Annotated in this window: 17 protein-coding genes; 13 read left to right on the forward strand and 4 right to left on the reverse strand. The window is 68.6% G+C overall.

Translation table 11 applies throughout. The features are described 5' to 3' along the window. Window positions 1–96 precede the first annotated feature (96 nt). The 4 genes from eccB to ABZV38_RS25225 all read left to right on the forward strand — a co-directional run bounded on the left by eccB (window position 97) and on the right by ABZV38_RS25225 (window position 3,887). Window positions 97–1,647: a type VII secretion protein EccB gene (gene eccB / locus ABZV38_RS25210; RefSeq protein ID WP_356330471.1), complete on the forward strand. Its 1,551-nt coding sequence runs from the start codon at window positions 97–99 to the stop codon at window positions 1,645–1,647. Window positions 1,648–1,693: 46 nt separating this feature from the next. After that, entirely contained in the window at window positions 1,694–2,917 is a 1,224-nt protein-coding gene (gene mycP, locus ABZV38_RS25215) for a type VII secretion-associated serine protease mycosin (protein WP_356330473.1), read from the forward strand. Window positions 2,918–3,177: 260 nt separating this feature from the next. After that, on the forward strand, window positions 3,178–3,528 hold the full coding sequence (locus tag ABZV38_RS25220) for a hypothetical protein (RefSeq protein ID WP_356330474.1): 351 nt from the start codon (window positions 3,178–3,180) through the stop codon (window positions 3,526–3,528). 53 nt (window positions 3,529–3,581) lie between these two features. Beyond that, on the forward strand, window positions 3,582–3,887 hold the full coding sequence (locus ABZV38_RS25225; protein WP_356330476.1) for a WXG100 family type VII secretion target: 306 nt from the start codon (window positions 3,582–3,584) through the stop codon (window positions 3,885–3,887). Window positions 3,888–3,956: 69 nt separating this feature from the next. Here ABZV38_RS25225 and ABZV38_RS25230 read toward each other — a convergent pair whose 3' ends face one another. Both ABZV38_RS25230 and eccCa read right to left on the reverse strand, forming a co-directional pair. Beyond that, window positions 3,957–4,190, reverse strand: a complete 234-nt coding sequence (locus tag ABZV38_RS25230; protein ID WP_123462661.1) for a DUF397 domain-containing protein — start codon at window positions 4,188–4,190, stop codon at window positions 3,957–3,959. Between the two features lie 281 nt (window positions 4,191–4,471). Then, window positions 4,472–8,431, reverse strand: coding sequence for a type VII secretion protein EccCa (gene eccCa, locus ABZV38_RS25235; protein ID WP_356330479.1), 3,960 nt, complete (start codon window positions 8,429–8,431; stop codon window positions 4,472–4,474). 187 nt (window positions 8,432–8,618) lie between these two features. On the opposite strand from eccCa, the gene eccD reads away from it, so the two are divergent. From eccD to ABZV38_RS25265, 6 genes are all read left to right on the forward strand, one after another. Then, window positions 8,619–10,100 carry a type VII secretion integral membrane protein EccD gene (gene eccD, locus ABZV38_RS25240; protein WP_356330481.1) on the forward strand — a complete coding sequence of 494 codons (1,482 nt, stop codon included), beginning with the start codon at window positions 8,619–8,621 and terminating at the stop codon, window positions 10,098–10,100. Between the two features lie 275 nt (window positions 10,101–10,375). Further along, the gene (rpsO, locus tag ABZV38_RS25245; protein ID WP_030933198.1) at window positions 10,376–10,666 is read left to right on the forward strand and encodes a 30S ribosomal protein S15; all 291 of its coding nucleotides are present in this window, start codon (window positions 10,376–10,378) and stop codon (window positions 10,664–10,666) included. Between the two features lie 331 nt (window positions 10,667–10,997). Further along, window positions 10,998–13,211 (forward strand): polyribonucleotide nucleotidyltransferase, encoded by a 2,214-nt coding sequence (locus ABZV38_RS25250; protein ID WP_356330483.1) that lies wholly within the window; start codon window positions 10,998–11,000, stop codon window positions 13,209–13,211. Further along, window positions 13,208–14,599 carry a pitrilysin family protein gene (locus ABZV38_RS25255; RefSeq protein WP_356330485.1) on the forward strand — a complete coding sequence of 464 codons (1,392 nt, stop codon included), beginning with the start codon at window positions 13,208–13,210 and terminating at the stop codon, window positions 14,597–14,599. Before ABZV38_RS25250 ends, ABZV38_RS25255 begins: the two co-directional genes overlap by 4 nt. A 12-nt stretch (window positions 14,600–14,611) precedes the next feature. Next, entirely contained in the window at window positions 14,612–15,364 is a 753-nt protein-coding gene (dapB, locus tag ABZV38_RS25260; protein ID WP_356330487.1) for a 4-hydroxy-tetrahydrodipicolinate reductase, read from the forward strand. Window positions 15,365–15,378: 14 nt separating this feature from the next. Then, the gene (locus ABZV38_RS25265) at window positions 15,379–15,873 is read left to right on the forward strand and encodes a tetratricopeptide repeat protein (RefSeq protein ID WP_356330489.1); all 495 of its coding nucleotides are present in this window, start codon (window positions 15,379–15,381) and stop codon (window positions 15,871–15,873) included. A gap of 78 nt (window positions 15,874–15,951) precedes the next feature. On the opposite strand, the gene ABZV38_RS25270 is transcribed toward ABZV38_RS25265, so the two are convergent. Together ABZV38_RS25270 and ABZV38_RS25275 are read right to left on the reverse strand one after the other, a co-directional pair. Beyond that, on the reverse strand, window positions 15,952–16,503 hold the full coding sequence (locus tag ABZV38_RS25270; RefSeq protein WP_356330490.1) for a hypothetical protein: 552 nt from the start codon (window positions 16,501–16,503) through the stop codon (window positions 15,952–15,954). 94 nt (window positions 16,504–16,597) lie between these two features. Next, window positions 16,598–16,837, reverse strand: coding sequence for a hypothetical protein (locus ABZV38_RS25275; protein ID WP_356330492.1), 240 nt, complete (start codon window positions 16,835–16,837; stop codon window positions 16,598–16,600). 187 nt (window positions 16,838–17,024) lie between these two features. On the opposite strand from ABZV38_RS25275, the gene thyX reads away from it, so the two are divergent. The 3 genes from thyX (at window position 17,025) to ABZV38_RS25290 (ending at window position 20,629) form a co-directional block, all read left to right on the forward strand. After that, window positions 17,025–17,762, forward strand: a complete 738-nt coding sequence (gene thyX, locus ABZV38_RS25280; protein ID WP_356330494.1) for an FAD-dependent thymidylate synthase — start codon at window positions 17,025–17,027, stop codon at window positions 17,760–17,762. A 152-nt stretch (window positions 17,763–17,914) separates the two neighbouring features. Continuing rightward, complete coding sequence (dapA, locus tag ABZV38_RS25285) at window positions 17,915–18,814, forward strand: 4-hydroxy-tetrahydrodipicolinate synthase (protein ID WP_356330495.1); 900 nt, start codon at window positions 17,915–17,917, stop codon at window positions 18,812–18,814. A gap of 129 nt (window positions 18,815–18,943) precedes the next feature. After that, window positions 18,944–20,629, forward strand: coding sequence for a ribonuclease J (locus ABZV38_RS25290; RefSeq protein WP_356330497.1), 1,686 nt, complete (start codon window positions 18,944–18,946; stop codon window positions 20,627–20,629). Window positions 20,630–21,021 lie beyond the last annotated feature (392 nt).

The following is a 21,021-nucleotide window of genomic DNA, read 5'->3' on the forward strand; positions in this document are numbered from 1 at the left end:
CCGGCACCGAGGTCCGGCATCCGGGGGGCCGGCACAGGGGCCGGGGGACGTGAACTCCTGGAGCCACGCGGGGAGACACGGGAGACACGCAGACTCATGGCATCACGGCGGGATGAACTCAACGCGTACACTTTTGCGAAGAAACGCACGGTGGCGGCATTCCTCCAACCCTCGCCCACCGGCACCGAGGAGGGCGCGCCGCGCCCGCTGCGCGCCGTCCTTCCGAGCATGGTGGCCGGGGCGCTGATCCTCGCGGGTTTCGGCGCCTACGGCATGTTCAAGCCCACCGCACCCAAGGACTGGGACAAGCCCTTCACCAAGGTGATCGTCGGCAAGCAGTCCACCACCCGCTATGTCGTGCTCACCACCGGCAAGGGCAAGAGGAAAAAGACCCTGCTGCATCCCGTACTGAACCTCGCCTCCGCCCGACTGCTCCTCACCCCGCAGCAGTACGACGTCATCCAGGTCCCCGACGACATCCTCGACGCGGGCAAGCCGCCGCGCGGACCGGTCCTCGGCATCCCGTACGCCCCCGACCGGCTGCCCGAGGCGGACGACGCGGGCACGGCCAAGCGGTGGGCCGTCTGCGAACAGCCCGGAGGCAAGGGCAACACCGTGCAGAAGGCCGCCTTCGTCTTCGCCGAGCGCGACAACAAGCTGACCGACGGAGCCAACAGGCTCACCGGCGGCGAGGCCCTGTACGTCAAGGGCCAGACCGGAGCCCGCTATCTCGTCGACGCGAGCGGCACCAAGTACCGCATCGACGAGACCGCCGCCGACAACGGCCACCTGACCGGTGCCCTCGTCGGCAGCCGGCAGCCGCAGTCCGTCACCGACGACTGGCTGGCCACCCTGCACGACGGCAGCCCGATCGTCTTCCCGCAGATCCCCGGCACCGTCGGCGCGGCCGCGCACATCCAAGGACAGCTCTCGGCCGAGGAGAACAGGGTCGGCATGGTCCTGCGGACCCGTACCGGCGAAGGCACCACCCACTACGTGGTCCTCGACGGCAAGGTCCAGCCGGTCTCCGAGTTCACCGCCTGGCTGCTGATCAACTCCCCGCAGACCGCCCGGCTCAACCTGAACAGCGAGGCGCGTGCCGTCGGCCTCCAGAAGTTCGTCCCCGACCCTGCTGACTTCACCGGCCAGGCCGCACACTGGCCCACGCGGAAGACCAGCCAGGTGAATGCCGCCGACGGTGGCAGCGGCGACCGGGACACCCTCTGCAGCGTGCTGCGCAAGGTCGACGAACAGGGCCGCCGGTCGCTCAGTACGTGGGCAGGTACCGCGTACCCCGCCTCCATCAGCGCCGGTGGCACCAGTACGTACGTCACCCCCGGCAGCGGCCTCCTCTACACCCAGTTCCGGGGGCAGCAGTCCCGCCCCGACGGCTCACTCTTCCTGGTGACCGACACCGGACTGCGGTACGCCGTTCAGGCGAACGGCGACAGCGACGCCAAGCGTTCCGACATCGGCGCCGGCGGCCGGCAGAACGGGACGGACGGCCGCCCCGAGCCCAGCCAGGCGCAGATCAGGCTCGGATACGAGAAGGTGACGCCCTCTCTCGTCCCGATCGCCTGGTCCGAGTTCCTGTCCAAGGGCCCGCGGCTCGACACCAACAGCGCTCGCCAGCCCCAGGGATCGTGACCGGAACACTCGCGCAGGGCTCGTAGAACTCGGGGGAGAGGAACAGATGTTGTACCGGAGGACGGCCCTGCTGGCGGCGGCCACCGCCGCGCTGGCCGCACTGGCGGCGCCCCAGGCCGCGTACGCCGACGAACGCTCCGGCGACCGGAGCGACGTCGGGATAGACGGCAGCGGCGAATGCACCTTTCCGATGAAGCAGCAGTACGAAGGACGCCCCTGGTCGCTGCAGCGGGTGCTGCTCGACGAGCTGTGGCAGGACACCAAGGGCAAGGGCGTCCGCGTCGCGGTCATCGACACCGGCGTCGACGACACCAACCCGCAGCTCCAGGAGGCCGTCGACGCCTCCGCGGGGGCCGACTACCTCCAGGGCGGCAGGAGCGACGGCACCGTCGACGAGGTCGGTCACGGCACCAAGGTTGCCGGCATCATCGCCGCCCGCCCCCGCAAGGGCACCGGCTTCGTCGGCCTGGCGCCCGAGGCCACGATCATCCCGATCCGCCAGAACGACGAAAAGAACAGCGGCAAGGACACCACGATGGCCACCGCGATCGACCACGCGATCGCCGAGGGCGCCCAGGTCATCAACATCTCCCAGGACACGACGAAGCCGCTGGCTCCGGACTCCGCGCTGGGGAAGGCGGTGGCCAGGGCGCTCGCCAGGAACGTCGTCGTGGTCGCCTCCGCGGGCAACGACGGCATGGACGGCAAGCTGAAGAACACCTATCCGGCGGCCTTCGACGGCGTCCTCGCCGTCGCCTCGTCGGACCGCAACAACGAACGCGCCGCCTTTTCCCAGGCCGGTGCATTCGTCGGCGTCGCAGCACCCGGCGTCGACATCGTCTCCACCGTCCCCGGCAACGGCCAGTGCACCGACAACGGCACCAGCTTCTCCGCACCGTACGTCGCCGGGGTAGCCGCCCTGATGCGGGCCAAGTACCCGAAATGGACCGCGCCCCAGATCGTCGCCCGGATCGAGCAGACGGCCGAACGCTCCGTCACCGGCCACGACGACTTCGTCGGCTGGGGCGTCGTCGACCCGGTCCGCGCACTCTCCGGCGACGACACCCCACAGGACGCCCCGCACCCCGACCCGGCCCCGCCCAGGGCCCCGGCCCCTTCGCCCGCGCATCTGTCGCTGTCGGAGACCTCGCAGGAACGCAGCGAGCGGTACGCGACCTACGCCCTGGCCATAGCCGCCGTGCTGATCTCCGTGGTCGCCGGCACCGCTACGGTCGTCCGCGATGTCCGGCGGCGACGCGCTGTGCGATGACAGCACCGCCCGGTGAAGTGGATCTCACCCCATAAAGCGCAGTTGGGGAGAGATGATGAAGTGACTAGGGTGGTGGCTGACTTCACGTGTGTGACGGGGGAACGAGAAGTGGTCGCATCCGATTTCGGGGCGTGGGAGCACTGCCACGCCCTTCCCCGTCCCCACACTTCCCCGACTCCTCAACCGGAGCGCACGGGGCAGGCAGGAAGCCGGGCCGCGATGGGCGGCCGGGACCGGGAACTGAGAGATAGGACCTCCGGATGACCAATCCCGCAGGTGGTTTCGGACTTGCCGACGATCCGATCGTCCAGGCGAAGAACGAGATCATCGAAACCGCGGAGCAGGTGTCCAAGCAGTCCAGGGAGTTGGCCGACATCCTCGCGACGGTCAGCGCGGGATGGACGGGTGTCGGCGCCTCGGGATTCACATCCGCACAGATTGTGATCAACGAGGACCACGACGAGATCCGCCGGCTCCTCCACGTGCTCCTCAACGCGGTGGGTCAGACCAAGAACCTCAGCAACGCCAACGACGACGAGGTCCGCGCGGCCTTCAACGCGGTGAAGGAGCCGGCGTCGTCCGGCAACACCTCCGGGCTGAACGGCATCTGAGCCGCGCCGCAGCACCCCTTCCGTACGCACGCCGAGCACCGAGGAGCAGACAGATGGCGACCGACCCGAACACCAAGGTCAGGTACGAGAGCGTCCAGGAGATGGCGAACCGCATCCGCGTGGTCTCGCAGAACATCATCAAGGACCTCCAGGAGATGGACGCGGCACTGAAGGTCGTCACCGACACCTGGGACGGTGAGGCACACGGGGAGTACGTGCACCTCCAGTCCAAGTACAAGGGCAAGGCGGAGCACATGAAGACCCGCCTGGAGCACGTCGCGAAGATCATCGAGTCCGGCAAGGACAGCTACCGGGCCACGGACGTGAAGGCCTCGCGCCTGTTCACCGAGGCCTACTGACCTCGGCACCGCACACGCAGAAGGGGCACGCTCGTCGCAGCGCGCCCCTTCTGCCGTCCGTACGGCGTCCTACGTCAGGTCGAACTCGCCGTCCCGCGCGCCCAGTACGAATGCCCGCCACTCGGCCTCCGTGTACCGCAGCACCGTCTCCGGATCCAGCGAGGACCGCATCGCCACGGCCCCGCCCGGCAGATGCGCGATCTCGACGCGCTCCTCGGCCTCTTCCGTACCGGGCGCACTCAGCCACTCGACCCCCGAGATGTCGAGTGCGTACAGCTCGTCCTTCTCCGCCTGTGTGCCCATCAGGTGCCTTCCTCTCCCGTGGCGGGGCGTGTCCGTCGCCCGCGTGCAGACTATCCCCGCACCCGCGCCCCCCAGGCCCGGTGTGGACAGCTTCCGCACCGCGGTGGTAGAGACCGCGCGCCCCGCACGGAAACCGCATCGGAGCATGTGCTCGACGCGGGTGCGGGTGCCCGCGGCGTTGCTGTGGCACCGGTTCACCCCGGCGTCGCCTCTGCCCCGAGCGGCACCCACGCCCCCGGCCCACAACATCAGTATCGGGAGGAACATCCGGCCTCGTCGGTTCAGCGCTGCTCCGGCAGCCGCCCGATCTGCACCAGCGGATTCCCCCGCCGCCGCGAGGCGAAGTACCCGCGCCCCGGCGGCATCGGATGCCCCCGTACCGGCCCGATCAGATCGCCCTCGGACGGATCGCCGGACAGCACCACGCCCTGCGCCCCGAGCTCCTTGATGCGCTGCATGAACGACTCGTACATCGACCGCGAGGCCCCCGCCGAGTTGCGCGCGATGATGAACCGGACGCCCGTGTCCCGGGCGAACGGCAGATACTCCGCGAGCGGGGCGAGCGGGTTGCCCGCGTTCGTCGCCACCAGGTCGTAGTCGTCGACGATGATGAAGATCTGAGGCCCGGTCCACCAACTGCGGTCGCGCAACTGCTGCGGCGTGACATCCGTCGGCGGCTGCCGCCGCGAGAACACACCGGCCAGCGCCTCCATGTGCATCTGCATGGAGCTCGCCATCGGCGCGTACTCCAGCAGATGGCTCTCCGGCAGTGCACCCAGCAGGGCCCGCCGGTAGTCGCCGACGACGAGCTTCGCCTCGTCGGGGGAGTAGCGCTCCGCGATCTGCTTCGCAATCAGGCGCAGCAGATTCGTCTTCCCCGACTCGCTCTCACCGAAGATCAGGAAGAACGGATCTGTCTCGAAGTCGACGAACACCGGCTCCAGATCGGTCTCGTCGATACCGATCGCGATGCCGCGCTGCGAGAATTCGAAGTCCTTCGGCAGCTGCTCGGCGGGCAGTATCCGTGGCAGCAGCCGCACGGCCGGTGCCGAAGGGCCCGCCCAGTTGGACTTCACCGTCTCGACGAAGGCCGCCGTACCGTCGGAGAGATCCGCCGCGCTGCCGGCCGAGTCGATACGAGGCAGCGCACCCATGAAGTGCAGCTTCTCCGGTACCTGGCCGCGGCCCGGCACCCCCTGAGGCACGTTCACCGCGACCCTGCGGTCGAACTCGGAGTCCATGACATCGCCGAGACGTAGTTCGAGGCGGCCGAGGATCTGGTCCTTGAGCGCGGCACGCACCTCCATGTACCGGGCAGCCGTGATCACCACATGGACGCCGTACCCGAGACCGCGCGAGGCGATGTCCGTGACGACCTGCTCCAGCGTCTCGTACTCGGCCCGGAAGCCGCCCCAGCCGTCGACGACGAGGAACACGTCGCCCCACGGCTCTCCCGGCAGTTCACCGAGGGCGCGCTTGCGCCGGTACGTGGCGACGGAGTCGATGGAATGGGCCCGGAAGAACTCCTCCCGCCGGTTCAGCACCCCCGCGACCTCGGCGACCGTACGCCGCACCCGTTCCGGATCCAGCCGAGACGCCATCCCGCCGACATGCGGCAGATCCGCCAGCGAGACCAGCCCGCCACCACCGAAGTCGAGCCCGTAGAACTGCACTTCGTGCGGGGTGTGGGTGAGCGCGAACGACGAGATCAGCGTCCGCATCAACGTCGACTTCCCGGACTGCGGACCGCCGACCACCATCATGTGGCCCGCCGCACCGGAGAAGTCCCGGTACAGCACCTCACGCCGCTGCTCGAACGGCTTGTCGATGAGGCCGAGCGGAACGGTCAGCCCGCCCTGCCGCGTGTACTCCGTCGCCGTGAACCCCCGGTCCGCGGTCGGCGCGAGCCCCGGCAGCAGGTGGTCCAGCGTCGGCGCCCGGTCCAGCGGCGGCAGCCACACCTGATGGGCGGGCACCCCCTGTCCCTCGAGGCGCCGCACGATCACATCGAGCACCGTGTCCGCGAGCGCGTCGTCCTCCGCACTCGTCCGCGCGGCAACCACATGTGCCGGGTCCGGCGCCGCGTACACCACCGGCACCGGCAGTGCGCTGAACACCGCGGGCTGCCGCTCGACCGGCAGCGTCCCCACCGACAGATCGGGACCACCCGTGCGGTACGTCCCCGACACGTACGCCGCCTTGAACCGGGTCATCTCGTCCGTGCCGAACTTGAGATAACCGGAACCCGGCACCGACGGCAGGTGATACGCGTCCGGCACCCCCAGTGCCGTACGCGACTCGGCGGCCGAGAAGGTACGCAGCCCGATGCGGTAGGAGAGGTAGGTGTCCAGACCGCGCAGCTTGCCTTCCTCCAGGCGCTGTGAGGCGAGCAGCAGATGCACACCCAGCGAGCGGCCGATGCGGCCGATCTGGATGAACATGTCGATGAAGTCCGGCTTGGCGGCAAGCAGTTCGGAGAACTCGTCGATGACCAGGACCAGCGAGGCCAGCGGCTCCAGCGCCGCGCCCGCCGCCCGCGCCTTCTCGTAGTCGTGGATGTTGGCGTAGTTGCCGGCCGACCGCAGCAGCTCCTGCCGCCGCTGCAGCTCACCGCGGATGGCAGCGCCCATGCGGTCGACGAGCGTCAGATCGTCCGCCAGGTTGGTGATGACCGCCGCCACGTGCGGCATGTGCGACATCCCGGCGAACGTCGCACCACCCTTGAAGTCCGCCAGCACGAAGTTGAGCGTCTCCGAGGAGTGCGTGACCGCGAGCCCCAGCACCAGCGTCCGCAGCAGCTCCGACTTGCCGGAACCCGTCGCACCGACACACAGCCCGTGCGGCCCCATGCCCTCCTGCGCGGCCTCCTTCAGGTCCAGCATCACCGGCTGACCGTCCTCGCCGACCCCGATCGGCACCCGCAGCCGCTCCGAGACCGACCGCGGCCGCCAGGTGCGCGCCACATCGACCGAACCCGCATCCCCGAGGTTCAGCAGATCCGTGAAGTCCAGGTTGGCGAGCAGCGGTTCGTCGTCGTCCCCCCCGCCCATGCGCAGCGGTGCGAGCTGCCGGGCCAGCGCCTCGGCCGCGGGCAGCGACATCCCGTCCGGCACACCCTCGTACGCCAGCCCCGCCCCCGACTCCAGCCGCAGCAAGCCCGGCCGCACCACCACGGACAGACCGCCGCGCGGCTCGTCCAGCTCACCCGGGACGACCTCGACGATCGTCACACCCTGCAGTCCCTCGGCCGCCGCGAACAGCGAATCCGGCGGCACCATCCCGCCGTCGAGCACCACCACGATGTGCGGCTGGTCCAGCAGCGGCTGACTCTCCCGCCCGAACCGCGGCCGCCCGTCGAGCCGGCTCGCCAGCAGCTGCTCCAGCTCACCCAGATCGTCGCCGAACAACCGCTTCGTACCGGCCCCGTCGACCTGTCCCGGCACCTGCGCGTGCGGAAGCCACTTCGTCCAGTCCCAGCGCGCCACCGCATTCGGCGCCGCCACCACGGCGGCCATCAGATCCTCGGGGGAGTGCAGCGTCACCAGCTGTGCGACCAGCGCCCGGGCCGCCGACTGCGCCGCCTCCGGCTGACCGGAGACCGTCACGTGATAGAAGGCCCGCATCGACACGGCCATCGGCAGACCATCCAACGACCCGTGCACCGCGAGGAATTGCTGCATCGCCCCCGCACACATCGGCTCCAGCTCATCCACCGGCGCAGTGTCGGGGGCAATCAGCGGAGTCGACAGCTGCTGCGCCCCGAGCCCGATCCGCACCTGCCCGAAGTCGTGGTCCCCGACCCGCCGTTCCCACACCCGGCTGCCCTCGGCGACCACCGACCACAACTGCTCGGGAGCGGGCTGCAGATAGAGCTGCACGTCACGCTGGGCGCGCGCGGTCCGGCGCACTGTACGCCGCGTCTGTGCCAGGTATTTGAGGTAGTCGCGCCGCACATCTGCCATTTGCCCCTGCGTACCGCGCCGGTGGCGGACCAGCTGCGCGATCACCATGCCGACGGTCGAGACCAGCATCAGAACGCCCATGATGCGCATGAACGGCGGGGCCTGCGGCGAGAAGAAGAAGACCACCGACGAACCCATGCCGAGCACCGGCAGGATCTGCATCAGCATGCCCTCCTGCTGCCCGCGCGGCAGTTCGGGAGGGGCCTCCAACGTCAGCGCGTCCGTGGGCACTTCGGGCGGCAGGGACCGCGGAGGTCGTTTCACGACGATCTGGCTCACCGGAACATCAATCCCTCGGTACGGACGGGCGGAAGGCCGGTCGAACCCGCACCGGAGCCCCCCGTGGCTGCCTTTGCTTGCGGACGTCCCTCCGCGCGACGGTGATCCTACTTGCCGATGACCTTTCCTCCTCCCGGTAGGGTGACGCGCGCACCGTGCGCAACCGCGAATCAGGGGGACCAGACACGTGAGTACGACTGCAGCGACGGGCTTCTGCCGCGTCACTGTCGTGGCGCCCGACAGCCGTATCGACGTCGCTCTGCCGGAGGACATCGCGGTCGCCGACATCTACCCGGAGATCCTCCGACTCACGGGCCAGACCCAGGCAGTCGGCAACCCCACCGGCTATCACCTCGTGCGCCGCGACGGCACGGTCCTCGACGGTGCGCGCACGCTCGCCGCCCAGCAGGTGCTCGACGGCGAACTGCTCAGCCTGCGCCCGTTCGCACAGTCACTGCCGCCCGCGGTCTTCGACGACGTGTCGGACGCCGTCGCCTCGGCCGTCACCCGCGACCGGCACCTGTGGAGCGACGCACTGCTGCGCGGGGCCGGTCTGCTGGGCGGCGTCCTGCTCCTCGTACTGATGGGCTTCGTCCTCTGGTTCGCCGACCCCGTCCGGCACGACATGCACGGCCTGCCCGGCATCGTCGCGGGCTCCGCCGGACTGCTGCTCACCGCGTTCGCGGGGGTACGCGCCCGGGTCTACGGGGACCGGGCCACTGCCGTTGCGCTCGGCCTCGGCGCGCTGCCCCTCCTGCTCATCACGGGCTCCGGCATCATCGGCCCGGACACCGGCCAGGGCCCCGGCCGACTGCAGTTCCTGCTCGGCTGCGTGGCCGTCCTGGTCGCGTCCGTCGTTCTGGTCGCCCTGACCCCGAGCGGCGACGCCCCGTTCGTCGCAGCGACCTTCGTCGCCACCGTCGGCACCCTCGCCGGCTTTCTCGCGATCCTCACCGGGGCCTCCGCCACCGGGACCGCCGCGGTCTGCGCCCCGGTCGGCCTCGGGCTCGTCGCCTTCCTGCCGGGCCTCTCCGCCCGCTTCGCCCGCCTGCCCATCGGATACGCATCGCCACGCACCGCCCCGGGGGGTTACGACGACAGCTTCGCGGACCCGAACGCCTTGCCGGAGCCCGATGGCGTTCCCGTCGACGCCGACCGCATCGCCGCCCAGGCCCGCCGGGGTCACGAGATGCTGCTCGGCCTGGTCGGCGGCTGCGCGGCCGTCGTCGTCGGGTCCGCCGCCGTTCTCGGCTTCTCCGACAACGTCTGGGGCCGGCTCCTCGCCCTCGCCGCCGGACTCGCGATGCTGCTGCGCGCGCGCCTCTTCCGTTACACCTCGCAAGTCGCCTGCGTCCTGGTGGCGGGCATCGGCGCGGTCGCCCTGCTGATCCTCGGCCTGTCCCTGAACCCGCCGGCCGACCTGGTGGGGGAGCTGGCCCGGTACGGCGACAGCGGCTCCCTGGACATCCGTACGATCTGGCTCTCCGCGGCTGTGGCCGCAGGCGCCGCACTGCTGACGGCGATCGGCCTGATCATTCCCCGCAAGGGCCTCTCCCCGTTCTGGGGCCGCCTCCTCGACCTCACGGAGAGCGCCCTCCTCCTCTCCCTGGTCCCGCTCTGCCTGGCCGTACTGGACGTCTTCGCCAGAGCCAGAGCCCTCACCAGCTGAACCAACCCCGGCCGGGCAGGGGGTCAGCCCGGCCGGGCACAATCAAGCCCGTACGGCGGATTGCGGACAAGACACCCGGGCGCCCCCGGTCACCAGCCCCCGGCAACCCGGCTCTGCCGGCCTGGTACGCTGTGTGACGGCCGTTTGTGTACGCGCCCCCGGATCATCCTGAGGGCTGCGCTCATCGGACCTTCGTCCTCGAGTAACGGAAGATCCCCTGAGATCAAGACCAGGGGCACTCGTGGGCGCATCGAATCATCAAAGAGGAGTACCGCGTGTCGCTCGACGCCGCTACGAAGAAGCAGATCATGTCCGAGTTCGCCACCAAGGAGGGTGACACCGGTTCCCCGGAGGTCCAGGTGGCCATGCTCTCCCGTCGGATCTCGGACCTGACGGAGCACCTCAAGACGCACAAGCACGACCACCACTCCCGCCGTGGTCTGCTGATCCTGGTCGGCCAGCGTCGCCGCCTCCTGCAGTACTTGGCCAAGAAGGACATCCAGCGCTTCCGTGCCCTGGTCGACCGCCTCGGCATCCGCCGCGGTGCGGCCGGCGGCGCCAAGTAAGACGCCGTGAAGGGAGCGGTTCCCACGACTGAGGGAACCGCTCCCTTTGTTGTAGGTACAGGTGTGCGCGCAACAGCATGAACGGGACGTGACCGGCTCGCCCGGTCGGCCGGAATGCCAAGCTGAGCCGAATCTCAGTAACCTGGTCCCGGAACGTTCTGCAGACGAGCGAGAAGCAGCCTCCCCGCCGCCGGTCCTCGGTAGTGGCCCCCGGACACATCAACCCGGGTGCTTCGATCGAAGACCGGCCCGCCGATGGAGGGCTTCTCCGCACGTCCCCCGCCACACGGGCGTGGGGGCGAGAAGACGATATGTATCGGAGAAAACGCTAGTGGAGAACGAGACCCACTACGCCGAGGCCGTTATCGACAACGGAACCTTCGGCACCCGCACCATCCGCTTCGAGACGGGCCGCCTGGCCAAGCAGGCCGCCGGCTCCGCCGTTGCGTACCTGGACGACGACACCATGGTGCTGTCGGCCACCACGGCTTCCAAGAAGCCGAAGGACCAGCTCGACTTCTTCCCCCTCACGGTGGACGTCGAGGAGCGGCAGTACGCCGCGGGCAAGATCCCCGGCTCCTTCTTCCGCCGCGAGGGCCGCCCCTCCGAGGACGCGATCCTCACCTGCCGTCTGATCGACCGGCCGCTGCGCCCCTCCTTCAAGAAGGGCCTGCGCAACGAGATCCAGATCGTCGAGACGATCATGGCGCTCAACCCCGATCACCTGTACGACGTGGTCGCGATCAACGCCGCCTCCTGCTCCACGCAGCTGGCCGGCCTGCCCTTCTCCGGCCCGATCGGTGGCACCCGTGTCGCCCTGATCAAGGGCCAGTGGGTCGCCTTCCCGACGCACACCGAGCTCGAGGACGCCGTCTTCGACATGGTCGTCGCCGGTCGCGTCCTGGAAGACGGCGACGTCGCGATCATGATGGTCGAGGCCGAGGCCACCGAGAAGACCATCCAGCTCGTCCAGGACGGTGCCGAGGCTCCGACCGAAGAGGTCGTCGCCGCCGGTCTCGAGGCCGCGAAGCCGTTCATCAAGGCCCTCTGCAAGGCCCAGTCGGACCTCGCCGCCAAGGCTGCCAAGCCCACCGGCGAGTTCCCGGTCTTCCTCGACTACCAGGATGACGTCCTCGAGGCGCTCACCGCTGCGGTCAGCACCGAGCTCGCCAAGGCGCTCACCATCGCCGGCAAGCAGGAGCGCGAGGCCGAGCTGGACCGCATCAAGGAGATCGCCGGCGAGAAGCTGCTCCCGCAGTTCGAGGGCCGCGAGAAGGAGATCTCCGGTGCCTACCGCGCGCTGACCAAGAAGCTGGTCCGCGAGCGCGTCATCAAGGACAAGGTCCGCATCGACGGCCGTGGCGTCACGGACATCCGTACGCTCGCCGCCGAGGTCGAGGCCATCCCGCGCGTGCACGGCTCGGCGCTGTTCGAGCGTGGCGAGACCCAGATCCTGGGCGTCACCACCCTGAACATGCTCCGCATGGAGCAGCAGCTGGACACCCTCTCCCCGGTGACCCGCAAGCGCTACATGCACAACTACAACTTCCCGCCGTACTCCGTCGGTGAGACCGGCCGTGTGGGCTCGCCCAAGCGCCGCGAGATCGGCCACGGCGCGCTCGCCGAGCGCGCCATCGTGCCGGTGCTGCCGTCGCGCGAGGACTTCCCCTACGCGATCCGCCAGGTCTCCGAGGCGCTGGGCTCCAACGGCTCGACGTCCATGGGCTCGGTCTGCGCGTCCACCATGTCGCTGCTGAACGCCGGTGTGCCGCTCAAGGCCGCCGTCGCCGGTATCGCCATGGGTCTGATCTCCCAGGAGATCGACGGCAAGACCCACTATGTCGCCCTGACCGACATCCTCGGTGCCGAGGACGCGTTCGGTGACATGGACTTCAAGGTCGCCGGTACGAAGCAGTTCGTCACCGCGCTCCAGCTCGACACCAAGCTCGACGGCATCCCCGCCTCGGTCCTGGCCGCCGCGCTGAAGCAGGCCCGCGACGCCCGCCTCCACATCCTCGATGTGATGAACGAGGCCATCGACGTCCCGGACGAGATGTCCCCCAACGCCCCGCGGATCATCACCGTCAAGATCCCGGTGGACAAGATCGGTGAGGTCATCGGCCCCAAGGGCAAGATGATCAACCAGATCCAGGAGGACACCGGCGCCGACATCACGATCGAGGACGACGGCACCATCTACATCGGTGCCCAGCAGGGCTCGCAGGCCGAGGCCGCCCGCGCCACGATCAACGCGATCGCCAACCCGACCATGCCGGAGGTCGGCGAGCGCTACCTGGGTACGGTCGTCAAGACCACCACCTTCGGTGCGTTCGTGTCCCTCATGCCGGGCAAGGACGGCCTGCTGCACATCTCGCAGATCCGCAAGCTCGCCGGTGGCAAGCGCGTGGAGAACGTCGAGGACGTGGTCGCGGTCGGAGCCAAGGTCCAGGTCGAGATCGCCGAGATCGACTCCCGCGGCAAGCTCTCCCTCATCCCCGTGATCGAGGGCGAAGAGGACGAGAAGAAGGACGACGCTGCCAAGTGACGTCCCGTAGTTCCGTGACGACGGCCCGCACCTCCTCGGAGGCGCGGGCCGTCGCCCGTACCCAAACGCTTCTCAAGGGCACCAACGGCATCGGAACCGTCCGCCGTACGGTGCTCCCCGGCGGTCTGCGCATCGTCACCGAGACCCTGCCCTCCGTACGCTCCGCCACCTTCGGGATCTGGGCCAACGTCGGATCACGCGACGAGACGCCCGCCCTGAACGGCGCGACGCACTACCTCGAGCACCTCCTTTTCAAGGGCACGGCCAAGCGCAGTGCCCTCGACATCTCGTCCGCGATCGACGCGGTCGGCGGCGAGATGAACGCCTTCACGGCGAAGGAGTACACCTGCTACTACGCGCGGGTCCTCGACACCGACCTGCCGCTGGCCATCGATGTCGTCTGCGACATGCTGACCGGCTCGCTGATCGCCGCCGAGGACGTCGACGCCGAGCGTGGCGTCATCCTCGAAGAGATCGCGATGACCGAGGACGACCCGGGCGACTGCGTGCACGACCTGTTCGCGCACACGATGCTCGGCGACACGCCCCTGGGCCGCCCGGTCCTCGGTACCGTCGACACGATCAACGCACTGAACCGCGGCCAGATCGCCCGCTTCTACAAGAAGCACTACGACCCCACCCACCTGGTCGTCGCCGCCGCCGGCAACGTCGACCACGCCACGGTCGTACGCCAGGTCCGCAAGGCCTTCGAGCGCGCCGGCGCGCTGTCCCGTACCGACGCCGTCCCGGTCGCACCGCGCGAAGGCTCCCGCGCCCTGCGCACCGCGGGCCGGGTCGAGCTGCTGAACCGCAAGACCGAGCAGGCCCATGTCGTCCTCGGCGTCCCCGGCCTCGCCCGTACCGACGACCGCCGCTGGGCACTCGGCGTACTCAACACCGCCCTCGGTGGCGGGATGAGCTCCCGCCTCTTCCAGGAGGTACGGGAGAAGCGCGGCCTTGCCTACAGCGTGTACTCGTACACCTCGGGCTTCGCCGACTGCGGACTCTTCGGCGTGTACGCGGGGTGCCGGCCCAGCCAGGTCCACGATGTGCTGAAGATCTGCCGCGACGAGCTCGACCGGGTAGCGTCCGACGGACTGAGCGACGAGGAGATCGGCCGCGCCATCGGCCAGCTGTCCGGCTCCACCGTCCTCGGCCTGGAGGACACCGGCGCCCTGATGAACCGGATCGGCAAGAGCGAGTTGTGCTGGGGCGAGCAGATGTCGGTCGACGACATGCTGAGCCGGATAGCGCAGGTGACCCCGGACGACGTCCGGGCAGTGGCCGGCGAGGTACTCGGACAGCGCCCCTCGCTCTCCGTCATCGGCCCGCTCAAGGACAAGCAGGCCGACCGCCTCGACGAAGCGGTCTCCTCAACCCACCCGTAAGGAAGCAGAGCAATGAGCAAGCTGCGCGTGGCCGTTCTCGGCGCCAAGGGCCGTATCGGATCCGAAGCGGTACGAGCCGTCGAGGCCGCCGACGACATGGAACTGGTGGCCGCACTCGGCCGCGGCGACAAGCTGGAGACGCTCGCGGAAACCGGTGCCCAGGTCGCGGTCGAACTCACCACACCCGCGTCGGTGATGGGAAACCTCGACTTCTGCATCCGGCACGGAATCAACGCGGTCGTCGGCACCACCGGCTGGACCGACGAACGGCTCGCGCAGCTGAACACCTGGCTCTCCGGCTCCCCGGAGACCGGTGTGCTCATCGCGCCGAACTTCTCCATCGGCGCCGTCCTCACCATGAAGTTCGCGGAGCAGGCCGCCCGCTACTTCGAGTCCGTCGAGGTCATCGAACTGCACCATCCCAACAAGGTCGACGCCCCCTCCGGCACCGCCACCCGTACCGCCCAGCTCATCGCCGAAGCCCGGAAGAAGGCGGGCTGCGCCCCGCAGCCCGACGCCACGGCCACGGCGCTCGACGGTGCGCGCGGCGCGAACGTCGACGGGGTCCCGGTCCACGCGATCAGGCTCCGTGGCCTCCTCGCCCACCAGGAAGTACTGCTGGGCGGTGAGGGTGAGACCCTCACCATTCGCCACGACTCCCTGCACCACAGCAGCTTCATGCCGGGCATCCTGCTGGGCACACGCCGTGTGGTGACCACTCCGGGCCTCACCTTCGGCCTGGAACACTTCCTCGACCTGAACTGACTGAGCCCACCGCCATGCGCGCAAAGATCACTTACCTTGTCACCGCTGCCGTCCTGGTCTTCTACTTCGGCCTGGTCGGCAGCCGTGGCCTGCTGCTCATCAAGCACGGCACGCTGCTCACGGTCACCTTCGGGGTCGCGGTGCTGATCCTGCCGGTGATCGGCATCTGGTTCCTCTGGAAGAACACCCAGTTCGTCCGCAGGGCCAACGCCCTCGCCACGGAGCTGGACGCCGAGGGCGGCCTGCCCGTCGACGAGTTGGTCCGTACCCCGGCCGGCCGTATCGACCGCGACTCCGCCGACGCCGTCTTCGAACGGCGCCGCGAGGAGACCGAGGACTCCCCGGACGACTGGCGCTGCTGGTTCCGGCTCGCCGTCGCCTACCAGGACGCCCGGGACACCCCGCGCGCCCGCAAGGCCATGCAGCGCGCCATCGCCCTCCACACGACAGGATCAAGCCCGTCGGTCGCATCGAGCTCGTCCGCCACATCGAGCCCGTCCGGCGACTGAGGGCATCCTTCGAGCTCGTCCGGCCACCGAGGACAGAACCGGTGGCCGGACGAGCTCGAGGCCCCAGGGGGTGTCCGGCTAGCTGCGCCGGTACTCGTCCCCCCAGGCCTCAATCGTGTCCGCGGCCCGGTCGAACGCCTCGCCGCGCCCCAGGAAGTCCGCGTTGCTGTCGGTGAGCAGCGGCGGAACGGCATCGCCAGCCTGACGTACGACGATCAGGGCCTGCCCCTGCACCGCGCGCGGGAAACCGAGCCACTTCACTGGCTGCTGCACCGTACGGATGGCGGTGACCCGGTTCCACGGAACGGTCGTCGTGACCAGGAACCCCACCCGCCGCACCCCGCGCCGGCTCACCCAGGCGCCGACCCGCAGCATCCGCAGGGCGCAGAGGATCATCACAAGGGCGAGCCCGAGACATGCGGTGGCCCCGGACAGCGCCCCGGCGAACGCGATGATCATGCCTGCGATCAGCACGTACGAGGCGAGCAACAACAGGGTGGCCGCCGCTGCGACCCGCCACGGCCCGGGGCGGTAGGGGCGCCGCCAGCTGTCGTGGTCGTCGAACGGCAGCGCGATGTCCTCAACGCTCGCGTCAAACGCGCGGTCGGCCGTCAGAAAGGGCAGGGGCACGACTGATCCTCACTCACAAGCACGCTCGATTGCTGTGCCCGGTGAGGCTATCGACCACGCCACTGCCCCTACCACCCCAGGGGCCCCGTACGAGTCAGTGGCCGTGGGAGGCCTCGGTCTGCTGAGTGTGCGAAGGAGCTTCGGCCGGGGCAAGAGCGGGAAGGCCGAGGATCAATGATCCGGCAAGGCCGGCGATCACTGTCAGCACCACGAGGGAACGGGCCGCCAGCTGGGCGACAGTGGCGCGTTCCCGCGGCGGCGGGGCGACGTTACTGCGGAATCGGTCGGCCTCGGCCACGAAGGCGAACGGAACGGCTTCACGCCGGCGGAACATGAGGAAAGTCTCCTTGATCTGTGTTACGGGTGCTGCTATTGAGTCAGACGCACTGTGGGCTCGTTAGGTGCCCCGAATCACCGAATTGGCCGAAGAAATCCCCGGATGGGCCTTCCGCGCCTCGTTGTCAGTAGCGGCCCGTAGAGTGGGCGCCGCCCGAGCGACGCAATTGGAAGGACCCCTGCCGGTGACCGAGACCCCCGAGCCCGCAAAGCCCAGCTTCCGCAGCGATGTCACCGTCGAGCTGGTGAAGCACTCCGCAGCCGACTCCGACGTCCTGTTCGCCGCCCGTGTCTCCACGGCCGGAGAGCAGTCCCTGGAGGAGGTCAGCAAGGACCCGGAGCGTTCGAAGGGGCTCATCAACTTCCTGATGCGTGACCGCCACGGATCCCCGTTCGAGCACAACTCGATGACGTTCTTCATCAGCGCCCCGATCTTTGTGTTCCGCGAGTTCATGCGTCACCGGGTCGGCTGGTCGTACAACGAGGAATCGGGCCGGTACAGGGAGCTGGAGCCGGTTTTCTACGTGCCTGGTGAGGCCCGCAAGCTCGTCCAGGAGGGCCGCCCCGGCAAGTACGAGTTCGTCGAGGGCACCGCGGCCCAGCAGGAGCTCACGGGCCGTGTGATGGAGGACTCGTACCGCCAGGCGTACGAGGCGTACCAGGAGATGCTCGCCGCCGGAGTCGCCCGCGAGGTCGCCCGCGCCGTGCTTCCGGTGGGGCTGTTCTCGTCGATGTACGCCACGTGCAATGCCCGCTCGCTGATGCACTTCCTCGGCCTGCGCACCCAGCACGAGCTGGCGAAGGTGCCGTCCTACCCGCAGCGGGAGATCGAAATGGTCGGCGAACAGATGGAGGAGCACTGGGCACAGCTCATGCCGCTCACCCATGCAGCCTTCAACAAGAATGGACGCGTAGCTCCGTAGGCGGTGTCCGTATTGCGGCGTTTCGTGAAGTTCATCTAGGCTGATCAAACGGACCCGGCACTGCTTGAACCCCCGAGCAGGCAGTGCCGGGCTCCTATCCCTTGTCCCCCCAAGGGGACACCGCGCGCTGAGCAACGAGTAGCGTGTTACCCATGGCTCCGATCTCCACTCCGCAGACCCCCTTCGGGCGGGTCCTCACCGCTATGGTCACGCCCTTCACGGCGGACGGCGGACTCGACCTCGACGGCGCCCAGCGGCTCGCCTCCCATCTGGTGGACGCAGGCAACGACGGCCTGATCATCAATGGCACCACCGGCGAGTCGCCGACCACCAGCGACGCGGAGAAAGACCAGCTCGTACGGGCTGTCCTGGAAGCCGTGGGGGACCGGGCCCATGTCATTGCGGGCATCGGCACCAACGACACCCGTCACAGCATCGAGCTGGCCCGCACGGCCGAGCGCGCCGGCGCCCATGGCCTCCTCGCGGTGACGCCGTACTACAACAAGCCGCCGCAGGAAGGCCTCTGCCGCCACTTCACGGCCGTCGCGGACGCCACCGGTCTGCCGGTGATGCTCTACGACATTCCCGGGCGCAGCGGTGTGCCGATCGACACAGAGACGCTGGTCCGCCTCGCCGAGCACCCGCGCATCGTCGCCAACAAGGACGCCAAGGGCGACCTGGGCCGTGCCAGCTGGGCCATCGCCCGGTCCGGCCTCGCCTGGTACTCCGGCGACGACATGCTGAACCTGCCGCTGCTCTCGGTCGGCGCCATCGGCTTCGTCTCCGTCGTCGGCCACGTCGTCACCCCCGACCTGCGTGCCCTCATCGAGGCGTACCTCGGCGGCGACGTCCAGAAGGCCACGGAGATCCACCAGAAGCTCCTGCCGGTCTTCACCGGCATGTTCCGCACCCAGGGTGTGATCACCACCAAGGCCGCGCTCGCTCTCCAGGGCCTGCCCGCCGGTCCGCTGCGCCTCCCCCTGGTGGAACTCACCGCACAGGAAACGGCGCAGCTCAAGATCGATCTCGCCGCCGGTGGGGTACAGCTGTAACCACAGACTTCACAACTGAATACGCGAGGAACACTCGCAAGAGCGACAACACAGACAACAGCAAGTGCACGAATGACATGCGCGCCACGTGCCTCAGCGGTACGTGGCGTGCGTGGTAAGGAGAGTCTTTTGAGTCATCCGCACCCCGAACTCGGCACCCCGCCGAAGCTCCCAAAGGGTGGCCTCCGCGTCACCCCACTGGGCGGCCTCGGCGAAATCGGCCGCAACATGACGGTTTTTGAGTACGGCGGCCGCCTGCTCATCGTCGACTGCGGAGTGCTCTTCCCTGAGGAGGAGCAGCCCGGAATCGACCTGATCCTGCCGGACTTCACCACGATCCGGGACCGCCTCGACGACGTCGAGGGCATCGTCCTCACGCACGGACACGAGGACCACATCGGTGGTGTCCCGTATCTGCTGCGGCTGAAGCCGGACATCCCGCTCATCGGCTCCAAGCTGACCCTCGCCCTGATCGAGGCGAAGCTCCAGGAGCACCGCATCCGTCCGTACACCCTCGAAGTCACAGAGGGCCAGCGCGAGCGCATCGGAGTCTTCGACTGCGAGTTCATCGCGGTCAACCACTCCATCCCGGATGCTCTTGCGGTCGCCATCCGCACGCCCGCGGGCATGGCAGTCGCTACCGGTGACTTCAAGATGGACCAGCTCCCGCTGGACGGCCGTCTCACCGACCTGCACGCCTTCGCGCGGCTGAGCGAAGAAGGCATCGACCTTCTCCTCTCCGACTCGACGAACGCAGAGGTTCCCGGCTTCGTACCGCCCGAGCGGGACATCTCCAATGTCCTGCGCACGGTCTTCGCGAACGCCCCGAAGCGCATTATCGTGGCGAGCTTCGCCAGCCACGTGCACCGTATTCAGCAGATCCTCGACGCGGCACACGAGTACGGCCGCCGGGTCGCCTTCGTCGGCCGCTCGATGGTCCGCAACATGGGCATTGCGCGTGACCTCGGCTATCTGAAGGTCCCCGCAGGCCTGGTCGTCGACGTCAAGACGCTCGACGACCTGCCGGACGACGAGGTCGTGCTGGTCTGCACGGGTTCCCAGGGCGAGCCGATGGCCGCACTGTCCCGCATGGCCAACCGCGACCACCAGATCCGGATCGTCCAGGGCGACACGGTGATCCTCGCGTCGTCCCTGATCCCGGGCAACGAGAACGCGGTCTACCGCGTGATCAACGGCCTGACCCGCTGGGGTGCCAACGTCGTCCACAAGGGCAACGCCAAGGTCCACGTCTCGGGCCACGCCTCGGCCGGCGAGCTGCTGTACTTCTACAACATCTGCAAGCCGAAGAACCTGATGCCAGTCCATGGCGAATGGCGCCACCTCCGGGCCAACGCCGAACTGGGTGCCCTCACCGGCGTACCCAAGGACCACATCGTCATCGCCGAGGACGGCGTCGTCGTCGACCTCGTCGACGGCAAGGCCAAGATCGTCGGCAAGGTCCAGGCCGGTTATGTGTACGTCGACGGCCTCTCGGTCGGAGACGTCACCGAGACCTCCCTCAAGGACCGTCGCATCCTCGGGGACGAGGGCATCATCTCGGTCTTCATCGTGGTCGACAGTTCCTCCGGCAAGATCACGGGCGGTCCTTACATCCAGGCCCGGGGCTCCGGTATCGACGACGCGGCATTCACTGCCGTCGTACCGAAGATCGAGGAGGCGCTCAATAAGTCCGCCCAGGACGGTGTGGTGGAGCCGCACCAGCTCCAGCAGCTCGTCCGCCGCTCGATGGGCAAGTGGGTCTCCGACACCTACCGTCGGCGCCCGATGATCCTTCCCGTCGTCGTCGAGGTCTGACCCCCCGACAGGTGCGAACTCCGGAGCGGGGCCCCCGATTTGCGTCGGGGCGCCCCGCTCCAGTACGTTTACGGCTCCGCCTGACCGGGAAGCAGCCTGCGCGCTCGTGTGCAGAAGTCACCCCGAACAAGGCGCGAATTCTGGCTCAGAACTTCTGATAAAGTCGGATGCGCCGAAAGGCAAAGGCCACTCCAGCGGCCGCCGGAATCAAATTCGGACCGGAAACGGCACGAAAAAGAGTCTGGTAAGGTTGGAACCGCCGGAAAGGGAAACGCGAAAGCGAAGAACTGGAAAGCGCAGTAAAAATTCTCCTGCTCTGCGGGGGGCCGCTTCGACCGGGAATCGGACACGAAAGAGTCTGATAGAGTCGGAAACGCAAGACCGAAGGGAAA

It is taken from the genome of Streptomyces sp. NPDC005181 (assembly GCF_040608395.1).
GTDB lineage: Bacteria > Actinomycetota > Actinomycetes > Streptomycetales > Streptomycetaceae > Streptomyces.